Annotated in this window: 31 protein-coding genes and 4 pseudogenes; 11 read left to right on the plus strand and 24 right to left on the minus strand. The window is 64.6% G+C overall.

Annotation, left to right across the window (positions count from 1 at the left end):
- Window positions 1-29: 29 nt before the first annotated feature.
- Window positions 30-962, minus strand: a complete 933-nt coding sequence (locus GFY24_RS32865; protein ID WP_309231621.1) for an alpha/beta hydrolase — start codon at window positions 960-962, stop codon at window positions 30-32.
- An 8-nt stretch (window positions 963-970) separates the two neighbouring features.
- Window positions 971-2,017 carry a ferritin-like protein gene (locus tag GFY24_RS32870; RefSeq protein ID WP_153809010.1) on the minus strand — a complete coding sequence of 349 codons (1,047 nt, stop codon included), beginning with the start codon at window positions 2,015-2,017 and terminating at the stop codon, window positions 971-973.
- 158 nt (window positions 2,018-2,175) lie between these two features.
- Here GFY24_RS32870 and GFY24_RS32875 point away from each other — a divergent pair, with 158 nt between their 5' ends.
- From GFY24_RS32875 to GFY24_RS32895, 5 genes are all read left to right on the plus strand, one after another.
- The gene (locus GFY24_RS32875) at window positions 2,176-2,613 is read left to right on the plus strand and encodes a cupin domain-containing protein (RefSeq protein WP_153809011.1); all 438 of its coding nucleotides are present in this window, start codon (window positions 2,176-2,178) and stop codon (window positions 2,611-2,613) included.
- Window positions 2,614-2,631: 18 nt separating this feature from the next.
- A complete protein-coding gene (locus GFY24_RS32880) occupies window positions 2,632-3,522 on the plus strand; it encodes a hypothetical protein (RefSeq protein ID WP_153809012.1) in 891 nt (296 codons plus the stop codon).
- A gap of 185 nt (window positions 3,523-3,707) precedes the next feature.
- Entirely contained in the window at window positions 3,708-4,052 is a 345-nt protein-coding gene (locus GFY24_RS32885) for a metalloregulator ArsR/SmtB family transcription factor (RefSeq protein WP_153809013.1), read from the plus strand.
- Window positions 4,052-4,768, plus strand: a complete 717-nt coding sequence (locus GFY24_RS32890) for a cation transporter (RefSeq protein ID WP_153809014.1) — start codon at window positions 4,052-4,054, stop codon at window positions 4,766-4,768. Before GFY24_RS32885 ends, GFY24_RS32890 begins: the two co-directional genes overlap by 1 nt.
- Window positions 4,769-4,985: 217 nt before the next feature.
- On the plus strand, window positions 4,986-5,138 hold the full coding sequence (locus GFY24_RS32895; RefSeq protein WP_153809015.1) for a hypothetical protein: 153 nt from the start codon (window positions 4,986-4,988) through the stop codon (window positions 5,136-5,138).
- A gap of 363 nt (window positions 5,139-5,501) precedes the next feature.
- Here GFY24_RS32895 and GFY24_RS43875 read toward each other — a convergent pair whose 3' ends face one another.
- The 4 genes from GFY24_RS43875 to GFY24_RS32910 all read right to left on the minus strand — a co-directional run bounded on the left by GFY24_RS43875 (window position 5,502) and on the right by GFY24_RS32910 (window position 7,495).
- On the minus strand, window positions 5,502-5,639 hold the full coding sequence (locus GFY24_RS43875) for a 50S ribosomal protein bL37 (RefSeq protein ID WP_375336133.1): 138 nt from the start codon (window positions 5,637-5,639) through the stop codon (window positions 5,502-5,504).
- Entirely contained in the window at window positions 5,609-6,427 is an 819-nt protein-coding gene (locus tag GFY24_RS32900) for an SDR family NAD(P)-dependent oxidoreductase (protein WP_153809016.1), read from the minus strand. The genes GFY24_RS43875 and GFY24_RS32900 overlap by 31 nt, the downstream gene beginning before the upstream one ends.
- Window positions 6,428-6,819: 392 nt before the next feature.
- Window positions 6,820-6,969 (minus strand): hypothetical protein, encoded by a 150-nt coding sequence (locus GFY24_RS32905; protein WP_153809017.1) that lies wholly within the window; start codon window positions 6,967-6,969, stop codon window positions 6,820-6,822.
- 190 nt (window positions 6,970-7,159) lie between these two features.
- Window positions 7,160-7,495 carry a MerR family transcriptional regulator gene (locus GFY24_RS32910; protein WP_228566867.1) on the minus strand — a complete coding sequence of 112 codons (336 nt, stop codon included), beginning with the start codon at window positions 7,493-7,495 and terminating at the stop codon, window positions 7,160-7,162.
- 184 nt (window positions 7,496-7,679) lie between these two features.
- Between GFY24_RS32910 and GFY24_RS32915 the strand changes: the two genes are divergently transcribed.
- Genes GFY24_RS32915 through GFY24_RS32925 form a run of 3 tightly spaced genes read left to right on the plus strand, consistent with a single transcriptional unit; the run spans window position 7,680 to window position 8,657 of the window.
- The gene (locus GFY24_RS32915) at window positions 7,680-7,988 is read left to right on the plus strand and encodes a PadR family transcriptional regulator (RefSeq protein ID WP_153809018.1); all 309 of its coding nucleotides are present in this window, start codon (window positions 7,680-7,682) and stop codon (window positions 7,986-7,988) included.
- Window positions 7,985-8,332: a DUF1048 domain-containing protein gene (locus GFY24_RS32920; RefSeq protein ID WP_153809019.1), complete on the plus strand. Its 348-nt coding sequence runs from the start codon at window positions 7,985-7,987 to the stop codon at window positions 8,330-8,332. Before GFY24_RS32915 ends, GFY24_RS32920 begins: the two co-directional genes overlap by 4 nt.
- 1 nt (window position 8,333) lies before the next feature.
- A complete protein-coding gene (locus GFY24_RS32925; RefSeq protein WP_309231623.1) occupies window positions 8,334-8,657 on the plus strand; it encodes a DUF1048 domain-containing protein in 324 nt (107 codons plus the stop codon).
- Window positions 8,658-8,659: 2 nt separating this feature from the next.
- Here GFY24_RS32925 and GFY24_RS32930 read toward each other — a convergent pair.
- The 4 genes and pseudogenes from GFY24_RS32930 to GFY24_RS32945 all read right to left on the minus strand — a co-directional run bounded on the left by GFY24_RS32930 (window position 8,660) and on the right by GFY24_RS32945 (window position 12,561).
- Window positions 8,660-10,193: pseudogene (locus tag GFY24_RS32930) on the minus strand (KUP/HAK/KT family potassium transporter).
- 973 nt (window positions 10,194-11,166) lie between these two features.
- Window positions 11,167-11,526 carry a hypothetical protein gene (locus GFY24_RS32935; RefSeq protein ID WP_153809020.1) on the minus strand — a complete coding sequence of 120 codons (360 nt, stop codon included), beginning with the start codon at window positions 11,524-11,526 and terminating at the stop codon, window positions 11,167-11,169.
- A gap of 383 nt (window positions 11,527-11,909) precedes the next feature.
- A complete protein-coding gene (locus GFY24_RS32940; RefSeq protein ID WP_153809021.1) occupies window positions 11,910-12,176 on the minus strand; it encodes a Fic family protein in 267 nt (88 codons plus the stop codon).
- A 67-nt stretch (window positions 12,177-12,243) separates the two neighbouring features.
- Window positions 12,244-12,561, minus strand: coding sequence for a flavoprotein (locus GFY24_RS32945; protein WP_153809022.1), 318 nt, complete (start codon window positions 12,559-12,561; stop codon window positions 12,244-12,246).
- On the opposite strand from GFY24_RS32945, the pseudogene GFY24_RS32950 reads away from it, so the two are divergent.
- Together GFY24_RS32950 and GFY24_RS32955 are read left to right on the plus strand one after the other, a co-directional pair.
- Window positions 12,505-12,723, plus strand: a pseudogene (locus GFY24_RS32950) (DUF1214 domain-containing protein); the annotation flags it as partial. The gene GFY24_RS32945 and the pseudogene GFY24_RS32950 overlap by 57 nt on opposite strands.
- 110 nt (window positions 12,724-12,833) lie before the next feature.
- Window positions 12,834-13,511 (plus strand): alpha/beta fold hydrolase, encoded by a 678-nt coding sequence (locus GFY24_RS32955; RefSeq protein WP_153809023.1) that lies wholly within the window; start codon window positions 12,834-12,836, stop codon window positions 13,509-13,511.
- A gap of 248 nt (window positions 13,512-13,759) precedes the next feature.
- Here GFY24_RS32955 and GFY24_RS32960 read toward each other — a convergent pair whose 3' ends face one another.
- Window positions 13,760-15,172 carry an FAD-binding oxidoreductase gene (locus GFY24_RS32960; protein WP_153809024.1) on the minus strand — a complete coding sequence of 471 codons (1,413 nt, stop codon included), beginning with the start codon at window positions 15,170-15,172 and terminating at the stop codon, window positions 13,760-13,762.
- 200 nt (window positions 15,173-15,372) lie between these two features.
- Between GFY24_RS32960 and GFY24_RS32965 the strand changes: the two genes are divergently transcribed.
- Window positions 15,373-15,879, plus strand: coding sequence for an Lrp/AsnC family transcriptional regulator (locus GFY24_RS32965; protein WP_309231624.1), 507 nt, complete (start codon window positions 15,373-15,375; stop codon window positions 15,877-15,879).
- A 139-nt stretch (window positions 15,880-16,018) separates the two neighbouring features.
- Here the strand turns inward: GFY24_RS32965 and GFY24_RS42425 are convergent, their stop codons facing one another.
- The 13 genes and pseudogenes from GFY24_RS42425 to GFY24_RS41325 all read right to left on the minus strand — a co-directional run.
- Window positions 16,019-16,321 (minus strand): hypothetical protein, encoded by a 303-nt coding sequence (locus tag GFY24_RS42425; protein WP_228566869.1) that lies wholly within the window; start codon window positions 16,319-16,321, stop codon window positions 16,019-16,021.
- Complete coding sequence (locus GFY24_RS42430; protein WP_228566870.1) at window positions 16,252-16,617, minus strand: hypothetical protein; 366 nt, start codon at window positions 16,615-16,617, stop codon at window positions 16,252-16,254. Before GFY24_RS42430 ends, GFY24_RS42425 begins: the two co-directional genes overlap by 70 nt.
- Window positions 16,614-17,033: a DUF1254 domain-containing protein gene (locus GFY24_RS42435; RefSeq protein ID WP_228566871.1), complete on the minus strand. Its 420-nt coding sequence runs from the start codon at window positions 17,031-17,033 to the stop codon at window positions 16,614-16,616. Before GFY24_RS42435 ends, GFY24_RS42430 begins: the two co-directional genes overlap by 4 nt.
- A 39-nt stretch (window positions 17,034-17,072) precedes the next feature.
- Window positions 17,073-17,723 (minus strand): GAP family protein, encoded by a 651-nt coding sequence (locus GFY24_RS32975; protein ID WP_153809025.1) that lies wholly within the window; start codon window positions 17,721-17,723, stop codon window positions 17,073-17,075.
- 11 nt (window positions 17,724-17,734) lie between these two features.
- A complete protein-coding gene (locus tag GFY24_RS42440) occupies window positions 17,735-18,142 on the minus strand; it encodes a DUF1214 domain-containing protein (protein ID WP_228566872.1) in 408 nt (135 codons plus the stop codon).
- 139 nt (window positions 18,143-18,281) lie between these two features.
- Entirely contained in the window at window positions 18,282-19,157 is an 876-nt protein-coding gene (locus GFY24_RS42445) for a DUF1254 domain-containing protein (protein ID WP_228566873.1), read from the minus strand.
- 29 nt (window positions 19,158-19,186) lie between these two features.
- Complete coding sequence (locus tag GFY24_RS32985; RefSeq protein ID WP_153809042.1) at window positions 19,187-19,345, minus strand: DUF1214 domain-containing protein; 159 nt, start codon at window positions 19,343-19,345, stop codon at window positions 19,187-19,189.
- A 304-nt stretch (window positions 19,346-19,649) separates the two neighbouring features.
- Entirely contained in the window at window positions 19,650-20,198 is a 549-nt protein-coding gene (locus GFY24_RS32990) for a helix-turn-helix domain-containing protein (protein ID WP_309231625.1), read from the minus strand.
- Window positions 20,199-20,323: 125 nt separating this feature from the next.
- Window positions 20,324-20,719, minus strand: coding sequence for a DUF1206 domain-containing protein (locus GFY24_RS33000; RefSeq protein WP_228566874.1), 396 nt, complete (start codon window positions 20,717-20,719; stop codon window positions 20,324-20,326).
- 96 nt (window positions 20,720-20,815) lie between these two features.
- Window positions 20,816-21,103 carry a hypothetical protein gene (locus GFY24_RS43880; RefSeq protein ID WP_375336134.1) on the minus strand — a complete coding sequence of 96 codons (288 nt, stop codon included), beginning with the start codon at window positions 21,101-21,103 and terminating at the stop codon, window positions 20,816-20,818.
- A gap of 185 nt (window positions 21,104-21,288) precedes the next feature.
- Entirely contained in the window at window positions 21,289-21,492 is a 204-nt protein-coding gene (locus GFY24_RS33010; RefSeq protein WP_153809028.1) for a hypothetical protein, read from the minus strand.
- 10 nt (window positions 21,493-21,502) lie between these two features.
- Window positions 21,503-21,616, minus strand: a pseudogene (locus GFY24_RS42450) (DUF6131 family protein); the annotation flags it as partial.
- A pseudogene (locus GFY24_RS41325) lies at window positions 21,613-21,827 on the minus strand (IS630 family transposase); the annotation flags it as partial. The pseudogenes GFY24_RS41325 and GFY24_RS42450, both read right to left, overlap by 4 nt.

Consider the following 21,827-nt stretch of genomic DNA (forward strand, 5'->3'; position numbering starts at 1 on the left):
CTTGTGACAGCGCCCGCGCTCGGATGCGTTCACAACTGGTCGGCATCGATGATCGCCTGGGTGAACGAGCGCGGCGCCTCCCGCGGAACGTTGTGCCCGATACCGTCCAGGACCCGGTGTTCGTACTTGCCGGTGAACCTGCCGCAGTAGGACTTTCCGTCTTTGGCCATACCGTCGAAATCACTGCCGATGGTGATGGTGGGCACGGAGATCGTCGGCAGGGTGGCGAGCTGCTGTTCGTAGCCTTCGTATTGCGGTTCACCCGGCGCCAGGCTCAGCCGCCAGCGGTAATTGGAGATGACGACGTCGACGTGGTCGGGATTGTCGAACGCGGCGGCGCTGCGATCGTAGGTGGCATCGTCGAAGTTCCACCGCGGGGAGGCGCGCCGCCAGATCAGCTTGTTGAATTCGTGGCGGTTGCGGCCGTAGCCGAGTCGGCCACGCTCGGTAGCGAAGTAGTAGAGGTACCACCAGCCGAGTTCGGCCTCCGGTGACAACGGCTGCTGCTGGGCTTCGCGCTGGGTGATGATGTACCCGCTCACCGGGACGATTGCCTTGCAACGCTGCGGCCACAGCGCCGCGATGATATCGACTGCTCTTGCGCCCCAATCGAATCCGCCGAGAATGGCTTGATCGATGTGCAGGGCGTCCATGAAGTCGACGATGTCGCGCGCGATCGCCGACTGCTGGCCGTTGCGCACAGTTCGCGCCGACAGGAACGTGGTCGGGCCGTAGCCGCGCAGGAAAGGAACGAGCACCCGGTACCCGGCCGCAGCCAGCGGTGGGCCGACCTCGGCGTAACTGTGCGGATCGTAGGGCCACCCGTGCAACAGAATGACGGGTTGCCCTGTGACGTCACCGAATTCGGCGTAGCCGACGTTGAGCACACCGGCCTCTATCTGCTTGATCGGACCGAGCGCGGTATTCGTCCCGGGTCCGGTCCGCGAAGCATCGCGAGTCACCTGTCCGCCTATGCCCGGTCTTCGGGTGCTACGTACTCGAAGGTCGGGCCCGCGGTGGTCCGGCCGTCACCACTGGGCATGGCCATGAGCGCCCGGGCCTGGGACTTCAAGGCGTACATCGCCCCCAACGCGTCCCTCATCTGCGAGGGGCTGCCGTTGAAGGTGTCTTCCAAGAGATAGAGCAGCAGGCAGTAGGTGTTGTTGAATTCCTCCTGTGCGCGGCGGACCTCACTGCCCTCCAGATAGTCGGTCGTGCGCGGGTTGGGCCGCATCGGCAGAATCTTGGTGGGGTCGAACACGATTGGCTCGCCCGTCGGCCCGGATTGGGGGGTGTCACCGGGCTGGAAACGTCGGCCTTCCTTCAGTTCGAGGAAGCGATAGTAGTGGGCGACCTGGTCTCGCTCGGGATGGAAGACGTCCTTCTCGCCGTCCCACACCTCGGTCCGGGCCGCCCCTTCGCCTTGCTCGACGATTTCCGCCAGTGCGGCCAGCGCCGACTTGAGATCGTGGACCGGGATCACCTGTCCCCCACCACTGTTGAAGTGCATTTCATTGAGCTGCCGGTTCGGATCGCCGCAGAAGACGGCATCCTCGCCGAGAGTGTCGACGAGGGTGCGAATGCCGAGCTCGAGGGCGGCGTAGAACTGCCCGATCGTGCGGTACCCATCGGATTCGGGTAACGCCTGCGCCGAGGCGGGCCGCTCGATGCTCAGAAACAGCTCGAGCGCTTCGGATCCGAAGGGCGCGAGCTGCAGGTTGACGGACCGGTCCCCGTGCGGCAGGGGATGCGGATACGCGGGCAGCAACTCGGGCGCGTCGAGCCGGGGCTCGCCTCCCACCGCGTTCAGCAGGTTGGCGGCCAGCGCCAGATGCAGCATCTCCTCCACGAACACGCTGCTGATGACCTGTGCCGCTTCGACATTGCTGCCCGGCTCCAGGGAATACAGCGCACACATATACGGCGGGATGGTCGCATGCTCGAGCTCGATGGCCCACTGCAAATGGCGACGCAGATCCTCCACTGTCTCGATGGAATGAGCGCCACTGATGCCCATAATCGAACCTCTTCTCGGCAAGTCGTCAGGTTGAGTCAGCAACTTGGACCGGACATAACCCCGAACTGTGACAAGACCTTTCGGCCCGCTGTCACAACACCGGGGCCTATCCGGTCCTAGCTGTGAACCTGCCCAGGACAGCGAGCGAAGGAACCGCCATGACCAGTGAAACGACCGCATCGAAGGCGCGTAGCAGCGTGTGGGAGACGGCACTGACCGTCGTTCAAGACGCCACGCCACCCTTCATTCCCCAAGGCGCACACGCGATGACCGTCGTCATCGCCTATCCCCCGGGCGACCCGGGCGCGCCACCACACCGGCACCTGGGCGGCCCCGCGTTCGGCTATGTGATCGAAGGCGAAATGCTGTTCGAACTCGAGGGCGAACCCCCTCGCGTCATCAGGGCCGGTGAAGCCTTCTGGGAGCCCGGCGGCGACGCCATCCACTATTCGGACGGCAACAACCGCGACGATGTCGGACTCCGCTTCGTCGTCACCATGGTCTGCGATCCGAGCCAGCCCATGCTCGTTCTCGTCGAGGACGAAGAACTACTCGCCCGCACAAACCGTCGCGTCTCCGCCGAGCCGAAAGTGTAAGTAAGGAAGGACATTTCGATGTCGAAGATCCTGCTGCAGACAACGATCACCGAGCACCCCGACGACTGGGACATCACCCGGTTCACCCTGTTGGCCGACGAGTTGATCGCCGCGGGCCACGATGTCACCGCACGCAGCCGCGTCAGCCGCGGCGACAACGACCCGATCCTGAGCCATCTCGACGACCTGGACTTCGACCAGCTGTGGCTGCTGGCAGTCGACATCGGCGACGGCCTCACCGCTGCCGAGTCGCAAGCCATCGTGCGGTTCCGCGAAAACGGCCGCGGGGTGCTCACCGCGCGCGACCACCAGGACCTGGGGAGCAGCCTGCTCGGACTCGGATCCCTGGGCGAGGTGAACCACTTTCACCAGCTGAACCCCGACCCCAGCAGGATGCGCGACGACCAGGACACGCCGACCATCTCCTGGCCGAACTACCACTCCGGTGCCAACGGCGACTATCAGCCTGTCATTGTCGGCGAACCGGTACACGCGCTCTTGCGCACCACCGCGACGGCCAGCGGCCGAATCGAATGGTTCCCGGCTCACCCGCACGAGGGCGCGGTGTCGGCGTGTGTGCCGGGCGCCGCTGTGCTCGCGCAGGGCCGAAGTACGGTGTCCGGCCGCCGATTCAATCTTGCTGTCGTGCTGGACGGGGAGATCACGGCGGAAGGACGGACGATGGGCCGAGCACTCGCCGAGTCGACCTTCCACCACTTCGCCGACTACAACTGGGATCTCGATCGTGGCGCGCCGTCCTTCGTCAGTGAGCCGCCGGGCACACAGATGAAGGCCGACCCGTCCCGCCTGGCGGTGTACAAGGACTACATCCGCAATATCGCGACGTGGCTCCATCCGGCGACCGAGAATCACTCGCCGACCGCGACTTCCATTACGGGAATCGTATGACCGCCGGGTATGTGCCCGGACCAAACGCTCGGGTACGTGCGCAAGTCGCCCTGTACGAGACAACCGGATCGGAGGCCTGCTGCCTGACGACCGTCGACGGTCAACCCGATCCGGTCACCCCACACAAGCCCCGACCTACCCCGACGAAGGTCTGTTGATTCAGTCTTTTATGAATACAGTTTTCTATGTACTGTTGCGGTGTGGAAGTTTTGCTGCAGCGTGATGCGCTGGCCCGGTTCGGGCACGCCTTGTCCGATTCAACGCGTACCCAGATCCTGCTGAGCCTGCGCACTGCCCCGAGCTACCCATCGGATCTCGCCGACCGGATCGGGGTGTCGCGACAGATTCTGTCCAATCACCTTGCCTGCCTACGTGGTTGCGGCCTGGTCGTCGCGGTGCCGGAGGGAAGGCGCTCCCGCTACGAGCTGGCCGACCCGCGGATCGCGCGCGCACTCGACGATCTGACCGGGCTGGTGCTGGCGGTCGATCCGGCCTGTTGCCCCGCTTCGGAGAACGAGGAGTGCTGCTGATGTCGCAGTCGTTGGGCTTGCCGCCGGTACCCTCGGCGGTGCGGTTGGGGCCATCGCCGCAGCGGCGGGCGTTGTTGGCGAGGCGCATTCGCTGGTTCGTGGCCGCGACGATCACCTACAACGTGATCGAGGCGATCATTGCCCTGACCGAGGGCACTCGGGTGTCCTCGACCGCGTTGATCGGGTTCGGCCTGGACTCGGTGATCGAGGTGTCCTCCGCCGCAGCAGTGGCCTGGCAGTTCGCCGGCAAGGATCCCGAGAAGCGGGAAAGGGTCGCGCTGCGGATCATCGCGTTCTCGTTCTTCGCCCTTGCCACGTACGTGACCATCGATTCGATCCGCGCGCTGCTCGGTGTCGGGGAGGCGCGGCACTCACCGGTCGGCATTTCCCTGGCGGCGGTGAGTTTGGCGATCATGCCGCTGCTGTCGTGGGCACAGCGCCGTGCGGGCCGCGAGCTCGGATCCGCTTCGGCGGTCGCCGATTCCAAGCAGACCCTGCTGTGCACCTACCTGTCTGCGGTACTGCTGGTCGGACTGCTGCTCAACAGCCTGTTCGGCTGGTCCTGGGCCGACCCGATCGCCGGACTGGTAATCGCGGTGATCGCGGTCAAGGAAGGCGTCAACGCCTGGCGCGGCGACACCTGCTGTCCCGCCCCGAACACCCTGACCGCAGGCACTCCCACCGGCACCAGCGACGAGTGCGCCTGTTGCGACTGATCGAACTGGAATGAGCTTTCCCGCAGCAATATTCGGCAATCTATCGAACATGCTGTCCGGAATCATCCATTCCACAGCATCGGCCGGACTCCGGCGCTGGGCATTGTCATGCTCGAGACGTTGTGGGAATCGCTGCCGCTGTGGTGCGGCGCAAGTGCAGTACTCGGCCGGTGGTTCTTCCCAGGACCGAACCATGCCTTGCGGCCCGGTCACCGGTGTGAGCGGTCGTGTTCACCGTGCGGTTCGCCAGCGCCCGGGCGACTGCCTCGCCCCGGTCGGTCAGTCGCAGCGGCCCGCGACCAGTGTGGGCATCGTCGCCGCGGTCGCCGGTGGCCAGGAGTCCATGCGCTGCGATCAGGCGGAGGGCTGAGGTGAGGTCCGCGCTCGGTGCTGGTACGAATCTCGCGAGAAGCGCTGGATTGCAACCGGATTCGGAGAGCAGGTCGAGAATCTCGACGACGTGGCAATGGGTTGCCAGCTCATCCAACATCACCGAGTCGACATCGCCGGCCATTCGAACCATCTCCTCACTGCCCGGAAAAGCTCCGGCCTGCAATTGCACGCTAGGCGTGTTCGAGCAGTGTCAATAGCTGCTTTGACGCACCCTTGGCGATGGTGACCTGCTTCTTTGCAAGATCTATACGGTGAAGCCGCCGCGGCCCTTTCGGACTCGCGGCGGCTCCTGTCCTCGGCGCACCCCTGACATGCCGGTGAAGGCTGCGCCGGAGGTCGGTCAGCGCTGGCAGGGCCGGTGGCCGTGGTCGGCCTTCTTCTTGCGGCGGGCGCGCTTCTTTCTGGCTCGTTTGGACATGGGATTCCTCCGTGGGATCGCTGAAGTGGTCAGGCGGTGTGCGCGAGCTGGTTGCTCCATGCGGCGAGCCGGGTGCGGGCACGAGAATTACGCACCAGCGCTGCGGCGTTCGCAGGCTTCTCGCCCTCGTAATATCCGCCGTTCACTACCTGGGTGCTGGGCACGGACAGCTGGACCAGGACGGACGCGGCCCCGTCCAGTGGTGCGGTGCGATCGCTGCGCAGTCGCGGCAGGTCGATCTCGAAATCGGTCGGATGCACGCTGACCGAGAGCAGTCCGTCCGGTCCGGTCTCGGCCAGGGAACGGCTGAACATGGTCAGGGCCAGCTTGGACTGCGCGTAGATGGCCAACGGGGTGTAGCTGCCGCGCTTACGGTCCAGATCCGTGTAGTCGATATTTCCGGCGGCATGCAGTTTCGACGTGACGGCCACGACGCGGCCCCGGGCCGCCGCGAGCGCGGGCAGCAATGCCATCGTCAGGCGGTGCGGCGCGAGATAGTTGACCTGGAGGGTCAATTCGTGCCCGTCCTCGGTGTGCGAACGCGCGTCGGGAGCCGCGATCGCCGCGACATTGATCAGGGCGTCCAGACGGGTCAATTCCGCGGCCAGCGTGCGGCCGAGTTCCTCGACCTCGGCCAGCCGGGCGAAATCGGCCTGCACCATGCGTACCCGGCCGGGCTCGGCCTCGGCCTGAAGGCGCCGCATCGTCTCGTCGGCGTGGTTCTTGTCCAGGATGTGCGCGATGACGGTGTCGCCATCCGCGATCACCCGCTGCGCCGTCGCGAAACCGAGGCGCGTATCGGCGCCGGTCACGAGGACGGTACGGGCGCCGGACACAGGTGCGGACATAGCTCTCCAATGGGGAAGGGTGTGCCGCGCCGAGGCGCGAAGCACACGAGAAGTTCGCGATTACCGTCGCGGGAGGGGATGGAACGTCGCACGGACAGCGGCGACAACGCCGCGCGGATATGTTGCGCGGCAAGGAATATGACGGCTCGGGCTACACCGGACTCGGCGGCTCGTCCTCACTTTGGAAGCCGAAGAGCTCCAACGCGGACGGCATTCGCTCGATTCGGTGCCGGGCTACGTCGGCAAAGGCGCGCACGGTGCGCCGCGGGCCGACGTTTGTAGTCACAACTGGCATATCACCCCATCGAGCAACCCCCGGCAAGATCCCCGAACCCGGTTTGACGGATCTTTGACGGTCATCGCGCCGGCCCCGCCGCGCAATCGGCGTGTTTTCAGCGCCACCCGGCACGCCGGGTCGTCGAGTGATCGATCCGCCGCCCCACGCGCCCGATACCGTCCACGAGCGCGGGGTCGTGACGCACGAACGTGTCGTAGTACCCCAAACCCGTCAGCCCCAGCCACGCCACGACTCGTTCGAGCACCGAACCGGGATCGCGGCGACCATGGAGTCATACCGCCTCGGTCACCGCGACTTCGGCATCGCTCTCGCACCGGTTGGACGCATCGACCCGCGGTCCGACACGGATAAGCAGTCCCACTGATCCCAGCTGCGGATCTCCATCCTGGAACCCGGGCTCGAATGTTCTTCAGCCCCTGACAAATCCGACACCGTCACGCGAACAAATCTTCCGATTCCCTCACGCGGGAGCCGTCGAGAACACGCTCGATATGACGGAAATAGTCGAGCAGATCACCGATTTCGGCCAGCGGTATGCCCGCCGCCGCCAGCGTTCGGACCTGCACCAACCGCAGTAGTTCCGCGGATCGGTAGCGGCGACAACCGGAGCCGTCGAGCTCGGGTTCATCGACCAAGCCATGCTGGTGATAGTCACACACCGTCGCAATCGTGATGCCGGCGAATGCCGCCGCCCGATCGATCGCGAACCCGCCCCCGGCATCGTGCACCTGGATCGTCAAGGCTTGTGTTGTCGTCATCTGCGTGCCCATGCTCTGCCTCCTCGCACTACTCGGTGCTACTAGCTACCGGTATACAGTAGCACTGAGTAGCGGCCGCGCAAGCGACAACGGGTGGCGCCTTGACATCTACTCTGCGATGCAGTCTAGTGGTAGTCAGTACCACTGAATAGCGGTGGCTCGAGCAAAGGAGGACGCCACGGACAACTTGACGGAGATGTTGAAAGGCACACTCGAGGGCTGCGTCCTCGAAATCATCGGCACCGAGGAGACATACGGTTACGCCATCACGCGCCGACTGAATGAACTCGGATTCGCCGATGTCATCGAAGGGACGGTATACGCCATCCTGCTGCGGTTGGAGAAGAATGGCCTGGTCGATGTTTCGAAACGACCTTCCGGAGTCGGTCCGCCGCGCAAGTTCTACGCACTCAACGACGCGGGACGCAAAGAGCTCGCGACATTCTGGGTGAAATGGGAATACGTCTCAGCACGCATCAATGAGCTCAAAGGAAGCCAAGCATGAATTTCTGGGAGAAGGTCACGGGCAGCGATCTCACCAGGGAATACCAAGCCTTCGAAGCTCGAGCCGAGGTTCTCCCGGCCGAGTATCGAGCGGCGTGGGAAGAGATCAAGATCCAACTCTCGCCGTACTCGGACATCACCGGTCGCAACTTGATGCCCATCCTCGACGGGGCCCTGGGACTGCTCGAGGAAACAGCGTCGGACGGCCAGAGTATCGACGACGCACTGGGCACCGACATCAAAGGCTTCTGCGCGGCGATCGCCGGCGGGCAAGGAGCCAAGAGTTATCGAGACAAGTGGCGCGATCAGCTGAACAAGAACATCGCAAAGAAGTTGGGAGGATAAAGTGGGCATCCGCGACATCATCGAAGGCAAGCGAGAGTGGCGGGCACACATGGCGCGCGTCAAAGCGCTCCCGTCCGATTACCAGATTGCCTACAAGGAGATTCAAAAGTACTTCTTCAAAGTCGGGCCGGTCGATCTGGTCGAGGGTGGCTTGCTCTCCGGAATTCTCGACTTCTTCGAGGAAGGCATCGCCGCAGACAAGGGCGTCTTGGAACTCGTCGGCAATGACGTCGCGGCCTTCTGCGACGATCTGATCAAAGACCAACGAACCTATGCCGATATCTATCAGGAAGCCGTCAGCAAGGAAATCGGCAAGGACCAATGATGTCACACGTCGATCCGTGAACCCATTATCACGGTGCGTTCGCCGGGTAGGCCGAAGTATTCGGCGGCGTCGGCGGTGATGTAGGAGGTGGCGATGAACAGATGTTTACGCCAGGCCGCCATCGTCGGCGCCGTGCCCTTCTTGAGCTCTATTTTCGACAGGTAGTAGGACGCTCCGTCGACCAAGATCGGCCCTTCGGTCCTGGCCGGGTCGAGCAGCCGCAGCGTATGCGGGACGTTCGGGGTCTCCATATATCCGAAATGTGCTGTGACGTGGATGATTCCGTCGTCGGTGTAGCCGAGCGCATCGATCTCGGTACGTTCGGAATCGAGGACCCGAGGTACCGGCACGGTATCGATCGACAAGATCACCACATGCTCGTGCAGCACGCGATTGTGCTCGACATTGGCACGCATCGCCAGCGGTGTGGTCTGGTCGCCGCGGTTCAGGAACACCGCGGTACCGGGAATACGCACCAGCGACGGCCGGTGGCCGGGCAGCCCCGCGATGAACGCGCCCAGCGGCCCTTCCTTGGCCTCACGGGCGCGGGTGACGACCTCGCGTCCCCGCGCCCACGTGGTCATCACGGTGAATGCGGTGATGCCGATCAGCAGCGGCAACCACGCGCCGTGCACCAGTTTCGTCATATTCGCCGCCAGGAACAGCAGATCCACCGCCAACAGCGGAACAGCACCGAGCAGCACCAGCCACAGCGGGGCACCCCATTTCACCCGAGCGATATAGAAGAACAGCAGCGTCGTGATCGTGATGGTCGCGGTCACCGCCATGCCGAACGCGTACGCCAGCGCCGCCGAACTGCGGAACGCGAACACCAGCGTGATCACCGAAACCATGAGAACCCAGTTGATCCAGGGCACGTAGATCTGGCCGATGGTGGACTCCGAGGTGTGCGCCACCCGCAAACGCGGCAGATACCCGAGCTGCGCGGCCTGCGACGCGACCGAATAGGCGCCGGTGATCACCGCTTGCGATGCGATCACCGTGGCGGCGGTCGCGAGCAACACCATCGGCAGCCGCGCCCAACCGGGTGCCAGCAGGAAGAACGGGCTGCTCACCGCATTCTCGTCACCGAGCAGCAGCGCGCCCTGGCCCAGATAGCTCAGCGTGCACGCCGGCAACACCAGTCCCAGCCAGCCGCGTGTGATCGCCTTTCGGCCGAAATGACCCATTGGCAGCCTTACCCCGGGCTCCACCCATCCGGCGGAGCAGCGTAATCAAGGCCATGATCCCGCCCTCGCCGTCATTGTCGGCGCGCATCATGAGCGTCACATAGGTCAGGGTGACGATGAGCATCACCGACCAGAAGATCAGCGACACAATGCCGTACACATTGTTCGTACCGATCGGCACCGGATGGGGGTCGCCCGGATTGAACACGGTCTGGATCGTGTAGATCGGGCTGGTACCGATATCACCGAACACCACCCCGAGCGCACCGACCACGATCGCGGCCCGTACCGGACGGGCACCGCCCGCGACGGGAGTTGGCATAGCAACTGGCGACTCTGAGTTCATGGCCTGCTTCCTGGTCGTCGGTCCGCACCCTATCGTCGCGCGCGCCACGACACAGGGGGCGCAACCACGCGGGTACCCGAGCCACCACAGCGCCACCACCATCGACAGCCCCCGCCGCGCACCCAGCCCACGCACCTCGCTCGCCCCGAATCAACTCCGGCAGATCGCCCACACCGTCGAAACCACCGGCAACGACCCCGACCTCGACACCCTCATCCTGCGGCTCCACCTCGAAACCGCCTGCCGCCGCAGCGGCGCACTCGCCCTACGCCCCATCGACCTTCACCCGGACCACCGCCTCATCTGGCTCCGCGAAAAGACCAATCCGACCGATGGCAGCCCGTCTCCCCTACCCTCATGTGCGCACTCGTGCGCCACAGCAAACGCGGCGGCGCACCACAGGAGCGACTACTGCGCCACCGCGATGTCCGACCCTTCACGCACCGCCGATACGACCACCTCTGGGAACGTATCGGCAAACACCTCCCCTGGGTCGCCACACTGCAGATCACCGCCCACTGGCTCCGCCACACCACACTCACCTGGGTCGAACGCCACTGCCCGTGCCTTCGCAGGCCACACCGAACCCACCCGATCCGACGGCCCCACCCTCACCTACGTCCGCGTATCACTCTCGGAAGTCGCTGCCGCACTTGCCCTTCTCACCGGCGAACCACACCCCCTCGCCGAACACGAACCATCGCACGACACCTCAACCGAGAAAGGAGTTGACTCGACCAACCGTCACCCTCAGATTCTCCTCACATACCAATATGCGTCACCACATACCAATATGCGTCACCAGCTGGCGGATCCAGAGGTTCAAGTACCGCCTCGCGCACAACAAAATCCCGGCATACCGCCCAGCAGGGCGTAGCCGGGATTTCCCATTTCAGGCGGGTTGCCGGCGGCTCCAGAACCCCGCAGTAACCAACGAGCAAACATGAGAACGGGATTCGAGACGACAGCGGCGTCAGCCGCACACATCGAGATCGGCGGCGGTGCCGTGATCGAGAGCCACATCGGAGGTGTCCATGTACCCGATGTGCCAGTCGTACCTGACCTTGTAAACGTTCTGGCTGGGCACCTTGCACAACACGTTGAGCGTCGCTCCGTTGGGCACCGACCGCACATTCGCCGCGACACCCATGGAATCGGCCATAACGGCTCCACTCGAAGCATCGGCATGCGCCGAGGTCCCGCCTATGTAATCGCACCCGCCGAGAATGAGCATCGCGGCCATACCCGCGACCGCGACCCCGATCAATCGAATCACCATGTTGAACGCGCCCCGCAAGGCTTCAGCCTTCCGAGTGTCCGAAAGAATTGACATGGAAATCATCGTGGTTGTGCCGGCCCTCCAGAGCATTGCCCGCCCACCCGATTCAGCCCACGATGCGCAGATCAGCTCGTACACAACGAAATTCCGGTCCGGAAGCCGTCAGGCATCCCGCAGGAGGTCGCCGCCGCACTCTCCTTGGCGGTGATGGCCGGCCGATGGACCGACCTTGTGGCCGAGGTGGCCGACGGCCAACCCATATCCCGAAGGAAACCTACATATGACACAATCCGCGCCTGACAGATTGCGAATTCACCACGGTCCCAACGACAGCGGGCAAGGTACTGCTATTCGACGCCCGGCTGCTGCACCGCTCCATCCGGACCCCGGTGGGCATGGAACCCAGTCTCGACTCGATCAGTAGCGGTCCGGTCCAACTACAGTTGCGACACCAACCGATCGAACAGTTCCCGCAGGGGCTTATTGTCTCCACGCAGTGACGCCATCGAGGCTCGGGTGTTTTCCTCGGGATCCAAACCCGACCAGTCGATCAACCAGCCGGCCTCTGCTCCCAACTGGCGGAAGAATGCCCGCTGCGCACGCTCGTTGCCCTCACGGAATCGGTGGATCGCATTGACCTCGGCAAAATAATGCGTCAGTTTCGCCAGGAAGTTGGCCCGAGCCAGCCCTCGCCAGCGCAACACTCGACCCGCCGCCTAGCCGCGATGAGGTGGAAATGATTGTGCACGTTCTCAATTCAGCTGCTGTGGACTACCGACCAGGCGAGTCAGCGGCTGCAGTGACCGGTCGTGTTCTCGAGGGCATCCTGGATCGGGGAAATGACAGCTGAGCGTCATTCGAATAAGGCACTGCCACTACGGGTTTCCGGCTCCCGGCAGCTTCAACCAGGATCCCGAGCGGCAGCGTGTCCGAGTCACCCGCCGCCCATTTCGCGGCTGAGTTGCAGGTCATCGGCGCAACTATGAGGGCGTCGGCCGGGGGCAGGAGGATGCCCGGGAGGCCAACGGGCAACGCTTTCCGTCGATCAACACCATGGACAAGCCCACCGCCGAGGCCGACGGGTCGCATGACATCTACTTCGGCCCGGACACGCCCGGCAAGGCCGACGACACCAACTGGCTGCGCACCCTGCCGGGCAAGGGCTACTTCGTCATCGTGCGCCTCTACGGACCGGGTCAAGCATTCTTCGACCAGACCTGGAAACCCGGTGACCTGCAGCCGATCGGCTGACCGGATTCACCATCGCGACGGTAGAGTAGCCATCGCCCGATTCGGGCACGAACGCAATGCGTGATCAGCAGTTGGCATATCCACGGTAGATACCGACATCGGAGGCCCGCATGGTCAACATTCTGCTCGTCCACGGCGCGATCGCCGACGGCTCCTCATGGGAGCGAGTCATTCCCCAACTGCAGGACGCCGGACACTACGTCGTCGCCATCCAGCAGCCACTGTCTTCCATTCCCGACGATGTCACCAAGGTCCGCCAGGCCCTGGACCAGCTCAGAGGACCGACCGTCGTGGTCGGTCACTCGTTCGGCGGATGCGTGATCACCAATGCCGCGCACGGCGCACCCAATGTGAAGTCGCTTGTGTACGTGGCGGCTTTCGCGCCCGACGAGGGTGAGACGGTGGTCGAGCACGCCCCGCAGTTCCCGCCGCTGGAGTCCACGAAGCACTTCCTCGTCGATGCGCAGGGCAGGCTCACCCTGCCGCAGGATGACTTCGTGCGCTACTTCGCCGACGATGTCGACCCGGTGCGGGCCCGCGTCATGGCCGCCGTACAAGGCCCCAGTGACGCGGCCCGCTTCCAATTCGTCTCCGGTCCACCGGCTTGGCGCGAGTTCCCCAGCTGGTTCGTCGTCGCGGGCAATGACCAAATCATCGGCGCCCCACTGGAACAGTGGCTCGCCGAGCGTATGGGTGCCAAGACCACCACGGTCGCCGGCGCCAGCCACGCCGTGATGGTCTCCAATCCCGACGCCGTCACAACCGTCATCCTCGAAGCCGCCGGCTGAGTACTCCGCGGAAGGTGCTGTCCGCAGGCCCTTTTCCGCGAGTCGCCCCTCCCGATGGTCGGCGGGCGGCGTGGCCGTAGCGCGGCGGCGCCGGGTGCGCACTCACGCGGACGTCGGCGGCGATCTCGTTTTGATCGGCGCCGACACCGCGGCTCAGTAGCGCCGCCCGGACGCGGGCCGCGGTCCCCTGGCGGGCGTGGAGGCGCTGCTCGTAGTCGCCGTGGTGCCGTCGATCAGGTTGGGGCTGATCACGATTCGAACCCGAGGCCGGCGGCGTCGAGCGTACGGAGAAGGAGATTGCGGCGGCCTTGATTACGGTCGGCACGCGCCAGCGACCAGCGCGTGGCATTGATGCCGATCGAAGTGAAGGGTTCGGGCGGGAACGGCAGCGGTCGTTTGCGCACCATCCGCAGGCTGGTGCGCTCGGTGTCGGCACCCTCGAGCAGATCGAGCATCACATCGCCGGCGAACCGGGTGGAGGCGACGCCGAGGCCGGTGAATCCGGTGGCGTAGGCGACCTTGCCGCGGTGTGCGGTTCCGAAGAAGGCACAGAATTGCGAACAGGTGTCGATCACCCCGGCCCAGCGGTGCGTGAAGCGGACTCCCTCCAAAGCCGGGAACGTGGTGAAGAAGTGCCGCGCGAGGGTGTGGAATGACTCCGGTCGCTCGTTGTACTCGGGGCGAATACGCCGCCCGAAGTGGTAGATGGCGTCGTAGCCGCCGAATACGATCCGGTTGTCGCCGGTGAGCCGGTAGTAGTGGAACTGGTTGGCAAGATCACTGATGCCCTGACGCCCCTGCCACCCGATCTCGCGCAATTGGGTGGCGGTAAGCGGTTCGGTCGCCAGCACGTAGTCGTAGACCGGCACCGTCATGAACCGGTTCCGCTTCAGCAGCGATGGGAACACGTTGGTGCCCAACGCAACTCGCCCGGCTCGGACCGAGCCCGCGGCGGTCCGCACCATCATGTGCGAGCCCTGCTCCTCGAGCCCGATAACGGACGATTCCTCGAATACCTGTACACCGAGTTCGACCGCGACGCGCGCCAACTCCAGTGCCAGCTTCGCCGGATGCACCATCAGATCGTTCTTGTCCCAGTGGCCGGCCAAGTAGGTCGGCGAGTTCACCGCCGCGCGCATCGCCTGCGAGTCGAGGTAGACCTGGCGATCGTCGCGGTCGCGCGCTCGCAGCCACTCGACCTCGTGCGGTTCGACGGCCACCTTGATGACCCCGGTGCGTTCCACATCGGCTTCGATGCCATAGCGGTCGATCGTGTCGGCGAGGTCGGCGAGGTTGCGTTCGGCCAGCGTGTCGATGGCGTCCAGCTCGTCAGGCCAGCGACGCAGGCCGTTGTCCCGGCCATGAGTCAGGCTGACCTTGCAGAAACCACCGTTGCGGCCGGACGCGGCCCAGCCGATTCGCTTGCCCTCCAACAGCACGACCCGGGCCTCGGGATCACGTTCCTTGGCGCGCACCGCTGTCCAGAGCCCGGTGTACCCGCCGCCGACGATCACCAGATCGGCGGCGATCTGGCCGGTCAGCTCCGGGTGCTCGGACGGGGTGAGCCCGTCGAACCAGACCACGCCGGGCTCGGTGCCGTGGAGTGCGTGCCGCACCACCGACTCGTTCGGAGGACACCGCTCGAAGACAGTTCTCTGCATAGCCACAACTTTCACGATTAGACGACTTTTCGGCTCTACTTTTGTTATTTCAACAAAGACTATCGCTGAGTGTTGCGTATCACGCGGCTATCTGCAAGATAATCCGTTATCTCACGCACGGAGGACCGTCGTCGGGGTGCTACCCGCGGGGCGATAACCGTCGACTGCGAGCGACTGGCGGACCGGTACGCTCGCACATCGTGGACAGCGCCGATGAAATGGACGATCTGGACCGGCGTATCGTCGCCGCGCTCCAGCTTGACGGTCGCCGCTCTTTCGCCAATCTCGCCGATGAGCTGGGCATCCCGGCGTCGTCGATCCGCTACCGGACCAAACGCCTCGAGGACGCGGGAATCCTCCAGATTGTCGGGATCGCCAACCCGCTGGCCATCGGTTTCGATCGCCTCGCGATGATCGGCGTGCGGGTACGCGCGGGCCGAGCGCGTGAGGTCTGCGAAGCCCTCGCCGCGCTGCCGGAGACCAGCTACGTCGTGATGACCAGCGGCCGGTTCGACGTGATGGCCGAGGTCATCTGCCGCGATATCGCACATTTCGTCGAGGTCGTCGAGCAGCACATCGGCGCACACGAAAGCGTGCTGTCGACCGAATCACTGTTCGTCCTCGAGGTACACAAGCTCGCCTACGGCTGGGGTGTCCCCGGCCTCGCTGCGGGCTCCGAGCCGAAACCGCCGGCTGAGGGAGTGTAGAAACGGCCCGCAGCCGCGCGGAGGAGCAAGGAAAGTCCGGCGGATCCGGGGTGCCGTCGCACGGGCTTTCAGGCGGAGACGATATCGCCGAGCTTCCAACTGCGGTCGAAGTACGGTTCGAGGGGGCCGTAGAACCGCATTACGCCTGACCGACGCCGGGGGTCTTGCTCTTCATCGCCTCCGAGAACGCAACTCCCTCATAGAAATACGCCGCGCGCTCGAGTAGCTCGTCATAGCCGGTGCCGCGCTGGTCCGAATGGTCCATCATGAAAAGCGAGTCCCAGTTCCGGTCCGGCCAGTAGCGAGCGTCGGGGAAGCGCTTGGCGAACGTATTCGCCTGTGCCATAAGCTCACCCGCGGCCGCGGCATCGGTCAGGATCGCCGTCGTGCGGGCATCGGGCGCGAACGGCTTACCCTGCTCGATACCGAGCTGTCGCAGCATGGCAGGTAGAAACGATCGCGCTCGTCGACGATCGCGCGCTGATAGATCTCGTGCAGTCGAGCCCAATAGTCCAGTCCGCGTGGCTGATCCCCGGTCCACGGGCGATTGTCCGGTGAGATGAGCCGGTTGGCCGGCGCGTCACCGTGCAGTGGCCGGATACGCACCTGATCGACGAGGCGCTGTGCTTTCTCCGGGTCGGGAACCAGGGTGCGGAAGCCGAACATGACATCGAGTCCGGTGGCCTGATGCACGAAGTACTCCCCGGCCGGCGCTTCCTGATCGGGCGGGACGATCAAGTGCGCACCGCCCCTACCCTGATCGGGCCCATCTCACCGGGGATGCCGAATTCCCGCTGCCAGAAATCGGAGAAGCCACCGGCGGTATGTCCCTCCGGCACCTCGATGACCAGCGGCCCGGTCACGCCGAGATCGAAGAATCCGACGATGTACGGGGTATTGGCATTGGCGGTGATGAGCCCGAGTCGATCCCGATAGCTCACATAGTGCACGAGGTCTACCTCGTTGGCCCCGAACACTTCTCGATGCTGGTTCTGCCACTGCGCGTACGACACCAGCGGCAGCGCCCACAGGTATGCCTGGCACGCCATCTGATAGTCGAGTTCATCGAAGATGAGCGGCAGATCGGCCCTGCCGGGCAGCTCGCCATTCATGGTGATGCGGGCCAGGCGGCCCGGCAGGGAGGGGTTGGGCATGCTCGGCTCCATTCGCGAAACTTCAGATCGATCGGGGGCTCACAGCCCGTTGATGCCCTTGCCGATCACCGCCGCGCCCATGACCAGCAGGACAATGGCCATCACCATGTGGTTGTTGGCCTGCAGCCAGTTCTTCAGGCTGTCGAGGGCGGGGCGCAGACGGTCCGCGGCGACCGCGTAGCCGATCACCGGGATCAGCACGGACGCCGCCGCGATCAGGGTGAAGACGATCAGGGCGGTGAGCTCGGCGACGACGGAGGTGTCCGCGCCGCCGATCAGGACTCCGGCGGAGACGCACAGCAGCAGGTTCTTCGGATTGACGGCGGCCAGTGCGAAACCCAGCCCGGCGGCCTTGGGGACCGTCAACTGGTCGATGGCCTGCATCCACTTCGGAACCGAGGGGTCGGCTCGGTTCCGCCACTGTCCGAAGGCCAGGACCAGCAGCACCACTCCCAGACCGATCTTTATCCAGGTACGGGCGGCCGACGGCTCCGAATCATCGGTGCCGCCGATCGACCCGGACAGCAGGGTGACAATGCCGACGGCGGCGAAAATCCCTGCCACCCAGCCGATTCCGAAGCCGATGCTGGTGCCGCCCGCATGCGCCGACAACAGCATCAGGATCGCGACCACTATCGGGATCGGTGAGAGCGCTACACCGACCGCCAGCGGCAATACATCTCCGACCATTACGCCTGTCCTCAGCCCACGGGTGTCAGAGCCGGCGGCTGCCAGGTGCCGTCGATGGCGGGCGGCTTGGGCGCGTACAACCGCAGCGTGAGGGAGAACTTGCCCGAAGCCGGGATGGGCAGCCAATTACCCTGCGGCACAGCCGGTCCCGGGTCGGCACTCTGGATGGCGAAGACCACCGATCCGTCGGGGCCCGGCACCGGCGGGATGCCGTGACCGACCGCGTAGATATTGGCCGGATTCGGAACGAAGAAGCTGTCACCGTCGTAGGCGGTGATCGACCAGAACGCGTCCACCGGCGGCAACTGCCCGGCGGGGAAGGTGATGGTGAACCGGCGCGGGGTGCCGTTCTCGTCGGCCATACCGAAGACGGTGGGGTACAACGCATCCTGCGGCAGGTTGGCGCCCAGACCGGTCATCGCGATGTATGCGCGCTGATTGTAGTCGGTGCCGTAGGTGCCGACATCGGTGGCGAACTGCCAGCCGTTGTAATCCTCGGCCTTGGGATTCTTGAAGGCGGGAATCTGTTCGGCCGCCGCGGTGGCCGCCGCGTTCAGATCATCGGTCGAGAGGGTGTCGACATTGGGCGGCGGGCTTGATGCCGATGGTGGCGAACCGCTTCATGACGGCCGCGTCCGCCGGGGCGGGCGGGTTGACGGCCATGAGCGCACACATCTTGTTGTAGAACGTCTTTCCGTCCATGGCCGCGACCGCCTTGACCGGTGGGACAGCGCCGGCATCGGTGGTGTGCTGGCGGCTGACGGTGCCGCCCTCGTCTCCGGCGGCCCAGCGACTCAATGGCACCAGCTTCAATTGCTGTTGCAGCGCTTGCACATTCGGCAGATCGGCCGCGCCGTTGATCTGGATGCGACCGATGATCCACACCGTCGGCGTGGTCATCTTCAATTCGGTGGTGTTCGGCGGCAGGGTGCCGGACCAGCCCGGCCCGGTCAGCACATAGGTGTACGGCGGTGCGGTGACCCCGTCCTTGACCTGTGGTTTGACACTGCTCGGGTCGTGGGCGGTATTACTCCACGCGTCCATGATCTGCATGAGCCAGTAGCGGCCGGCGTCCATGGCGGGCACCTGCAGCACCATCGGTTCGGCCGAAAGATCCAGCCACGCTTGCGAATACAGTGTGTCCAGGTTCAGGCGGACCACGTCGCGGTCGTTCGGGTTCGGCGGTACACCGTGATCGAAGCTGTTCACGGGCGCGCCCGCTGTTTTGGTCGCGTCCATCAGGACCAGCGGGTAGCCGAAGACATAGGCGTCGGTGGCAACGGATTTCACGTCGTTCGCCGCGGAAGTCTTACTCCCCGAGGACTTGTCGTCCGAGGAGCTACAGGCGGCCAGGCCGACTGCCGCTACGGCCGCCGCGCCGAGCCCGAACATCGATCGTCGCGAAAGCGTCCACGTGCTGTGTATTTCGGTCATGCTGCTACTCCTTGCTCACTGCGATGGGGTCAGTTGACCGGGGTGACGGCGGGCGGCTGCCAGCTGAAATCGATCACCGAGGGGTGCGGCGCGTACATGCGCAGGGTGAGGCTGAAGTCACCGCTCGCCGGAATCGGAAGCCAGTTTCCCGCACCGGTTTCCGGGCCGGGCTTGGCGTTCTGAACCAGGGCTTGATGCCGATGGTCGCGAAGCGCGCCATGGCCGGATCGTCGGCGGGCGTGGCCGGATTGGCGGTCAGCAGGGCCGACACCTTGTCGAAGAGGGTGCGGCCGTCCATCTCCGCCACCGCTTTGACCGGTTCACTGCCGGACGACGCCATTGCGGCAGGATTGCTGGTTCCCGGATTCTCCTGCCACGCGCTGAGCGGAGCCAGCTTGATCGGTTCAATACCCTCGAGACTCGCATAGCCGGGACGTTAGCCCATCGGTTGCTAATGCGTGCAACGATCGGCTCGCGTGTTATGCCGAAGCCCTACAGTCCGGACGACTCCGCAATGCCGAGCAGTTCGGCTCCAATGGTGAGGACTGCGGCGTTCACGCCGGGGCGCGCATGCACCGGGATGATCGGGAGGTCGTTGAGCAGGGTCAACAGGTCCGATTTGACGGCGAAGTGGTTGTAGACGCTGGGGCCCGCGATGCCGATGCCCGCACCGATGTCCTCCATACTCACGCCGGCGAATCCGTCCCGGGCGAACAGGCGCATCGCCTCGTTCAGCAGGGCCTGGCGGCGGGATTGGGGCGTGAGCCGGGCGGGACGGTCCGGGACCGCCTCGGCGCGGGGCGGCAGGACGATGGGAGCGTCGATCGTCGCGGTGATCAATTCGGCCAGCAGCGTGGCCGTTCCGGACTCGGGTAGCGAAAGCCGGTGGTAGGAAACGCTGCTCGCGACGGCGAGCGCGCACCATGCCAGTAGCTCGAGGTCGGGCAGATCGAGGCTGATGGGCGCACTCATCTGTTCGTCGTCGACCTCGGTCACGTGGTCGACGCCGACCTGAGGGAAGAGCCGGAGCGATACCGGCACGGCGCGGCGGTGCAAGTCGTCGCGAAGCTCTACCTTGATGAGCTCGCCGACCGATTGGATTGGGACCGTTTCGTCGCGGAATTCCCTGGGGCGTTCCAGCCTGGACGATCGACCGACCCCGTTGGCTACAAGACTGATGTGCGGTCGGCCAGCGCACGTGGTCGAAATTCGGGCCCACCGGGCCGCCAGCGGATGCTCGCGGCCGTTCTCGAAGTAGTCGTGGTCGACTGAGGGGTGCGCGAGCTACACCGGGATGCCGCCGAAGGTGCGACGCCCTTGGCCTCGATGAAGGAGAAGACGCCGAAGGCGATCAACCCCAGCGCGACCAGGATCAGAAGCCATGGGCCGAAGGCTGTTTGGGCGAAATCACGTAGGACTCCGTCGACGCCTTTGGCGTTGGCGGCGTCATAGGCGTATGACGCCGCGAGAGCGGCGATTCCGATCCCCGCGAGGACCGCACCGCGTGCGATATAGCCGATGCGGCCGAGCCCGACCACCAGGTCCTGGGTAGATCTGGTCATCCAGCCCATGCGCAGAGCCTCGGTGAAGTGGATTCGCAAGCCGTGTAGCGCCGGGGCACATCTGCCCGCACCGCTCCAGCTATATGGCATCGCGGTTCACGGACTGGGTTGCGGGACAGTGACATTGCAGTTTTCGATCGCCGGGTTCACGCCGAGGTAGTTCAGCGGACCGGCGGCGATGGTCACCGCGATCGTTCCGGTGCTCGCGCAGCTGTCCGGCAGGTTTTGGTAATAGTGCCGTTGTCCGCCGGCGACGGCGCCGACGAGTAGCCAAGCGAACATCAGCAGCGTGAAGACGCTGGTCGTTCTCGATCGTCTGCCGCCACGGACTCGTACGTAGCCGTCTTCGTCTTCGTACTGGTATCCGTCCGCGTATGGTCTCATTTCCTGTCTCCGTCGAATCGAATAGTGCACTGCCGGTGCGGTTTTCAGCGGCAGTTACTCGAGCCGGTCCCGCCAGCTCGGGTTGGTGCGGATATGCCTCGAGCCACCGACGATTCCGGCGAACAAGGCGACGAAGGCGATCCTCAATCCTCCTCGGTGGTGCTCTGGAATGCCCAAAGGTCCTGTTACGAGCTGGGTTGGGGTACATGGCAGCTGTTCACCTTCGAATTTGCGCCGACGTAGTTCAACGGCCCCGCAATCGCAGGCACGAAGATGGTTCCTGCGCTGGCACAGTTCTGTTCACGATCGGTGAGGTAGCCGCGTTGACCGGCGGCGATCACACCGATGATCAGCCACACGAGCAGCAACGCCGGCAGCAGGCGTCGCATCGGGTGATCCTCAGTAGTAGTGGCGGCGACCGCCGACGGCGTGCCCGGCCCGGCCCGCGATCATCAATATCGCGCCGAGAACCAGCACGATGATTCCGACAGTGGTGAGTAGCGGGATACCTAGTGGGCCGTATTTGAAGTTCTTCGGCGGTCGGCCTTGGCCAGGATCTGCTCTGCGGTCTTGGTCCAGACGAAGGGCTTCGCTCTCGGGTTCCAGCCGTTGATGAACTCGCGGATCTTGGTGGTCAGCTCGCGGACGTTGCGGAAGGTGCCGCGGTGGATGGCTTGGCGTTCGATGATGCCGAACCAGACCTCGACCAGGTTCATCCAGGAAG

It is taken from the genome of Nocardia sp. SYP-A9097 (assembly GCF_009649815.1).
Taxonomy (GTDB): domain Bacteria; phylum Actinomycetota; class Actinomycetes; order Mycobacteriales; family Mycobacteriaceae; genus Nocardia.

Bases quoted from the DNA above. Each gene is read 5' to 3' on its own strand.
- GFY24_RS42445 (WP_228566873.1), bottom strand. From the start codon at position 19,157: ATGACCGAAATACACAGCACGTGGACGCTTTCGCGACGATCGATGTTC.
- GFY24_RS32890 (WP_153809014.1), top strand. From the start codon at position 4,052: ATGTCGCAGTCGTTGGGCTTGCCGCCGGTACCCTCGGCGGTGCGGTTG.
- GFY24_RS43875 (WP_375336133.1), bottom strand. From the start codon at position 5,639: ATGGAGCAACCAGCTCGCGCACACCGCCTGACCACTTCAGCGATCCCA.
- GFY24_RS32880 (WP_153809012.1), top strand. From the start codon at position 2,632: ATGTCGAAGATCCTGCTGCAGACAACGATCACCGAGCACCCCGACGAC.
- GFY24_RS32870 (WP_153809010.1), bottom strand. From the start codon at position 2,017: ATGGGCATCAGTGGCGCTCATTCCATCGAGACAGTGGAGGATCTGCGT.
- GFY24_RS33000 (WP_228566874.1), bottom strand. From the start codon at position 20,719: ATGACCAGATCTACCCAGGACCTGGTGGTCGGGCTCGGCCGCATCGGC.
- GFY24_RS32945 (WP_153809022.1), bottom strand. From the start codon at position 12,561: ATGCGACCCGTCGGCCTCGGCGGTGGGCTTGTCCATGGTGTTGATCGA.
- GFY24_RS32915 (WP_153809018.1), top strand. From the start codon at position 7,680: ATGTTGAAAGGCACACTCGAGGGCTGCGTCCTCGAAATCATCGGCACC.
- GFY24_RS32920 (WP_153809019.1), top strand. From the start codon at position 7,985: ATGAATTTCTGGGAGAAGGTCACGGGCAGCGATCTCACCAGGGAATAC.
- GFY24_RS33010 (WP_153809028.1), bottom strand. From the start codon at position 21,492: ATGCGACGCCTGCTGCCGGCGTTGCTGCTCGTGTGGCTGATCATCGGT.
- GFY24_RS32875 (WP_153809011.1), top strand. From the start codon at position 2,176: ATGACCAGTGAAACGACCGCATCGAAGGCGCGTAGCAGCGTGTGGGAG.
- GFY24_RS32955 (WP_153809023.1), top strand. From the start codon at position 12,834: ATGGTCAACATTCTGCTCGTCCACGGCGCGATCGCCGACGGCTCCTCA.
- GFY24_RS32935 (WP_153809020.1), bottom strand. From the start codon at position 11,526: ATGTCAATTCTTTCGGACACTCGGAAGGCTGAAGCCTTGCGGGGCGCG.
- GFY24_RS32975 (WP_153809025.1), bottom strand. From the start codon at position 17,723: ATGGTCGGAGATGTATTGCCGCTGGCGGTCGGTGTAGCGCTCTCACCG.
- GFY24_RS32900 (WP_153809016.1), bottom strand. From the start codon at position 6,427: ATGTCCGCACCTGTGTCCGGCGCCCGTACCGTCCTCGTGACCGGCGCC.
- GFY24_RS32960 (WP_153809024.1), bottom strand. From the start codon at position 15,172: ATGCAGAGAACTGTCTTCGAGCGGTGTCCTCCGAACGAGTCGGTGGTG.
- GFY24_RS42425 (WP_228566869.1), bottom strand. From the start codon at position 16,321: ATGCTGCGACAGCTCGGTATCGAGCAGGGTAAGCCGTTCGCGCCCGAT.
- GFY24_RS32910 (WP_228566867.1), bottom strand. From the start codon at position 7,495: ATGGGCACGCAGATGACGACAACACAAGCCTTGACGATCCAGGTGCAC.
- GFY24_RS43880 (WP_375336134.1), bottom strand. From the start codon at position 21,103: ATGAGACCATACGCGGACGGATACCAGTACGAAGACGAAGACGGCTAC.
- GFY24_RS42440 (WP_228566872.1), bottom strand. From the start codon at position 18,142: ATGACCGGTCTGGGCGCCAACCTGCCGCAGGATGCGTTGTACCCCACC.
- GFY24_RS32885 (WP_153809013.1), top strand. From the start codon at position 3,708: ATGTACTGTTGCGGTGTGGAAGTTTTGCTGCAGCGTGATGCGCTGGCC.
- GFY24_RS42435 (WP_228566871.1), bottom strand. From the start codon at position 17,033: ATGCCCAACCCCTCCCTGCCGGGCCGCCTGGCCCGCATCACCATGAAT.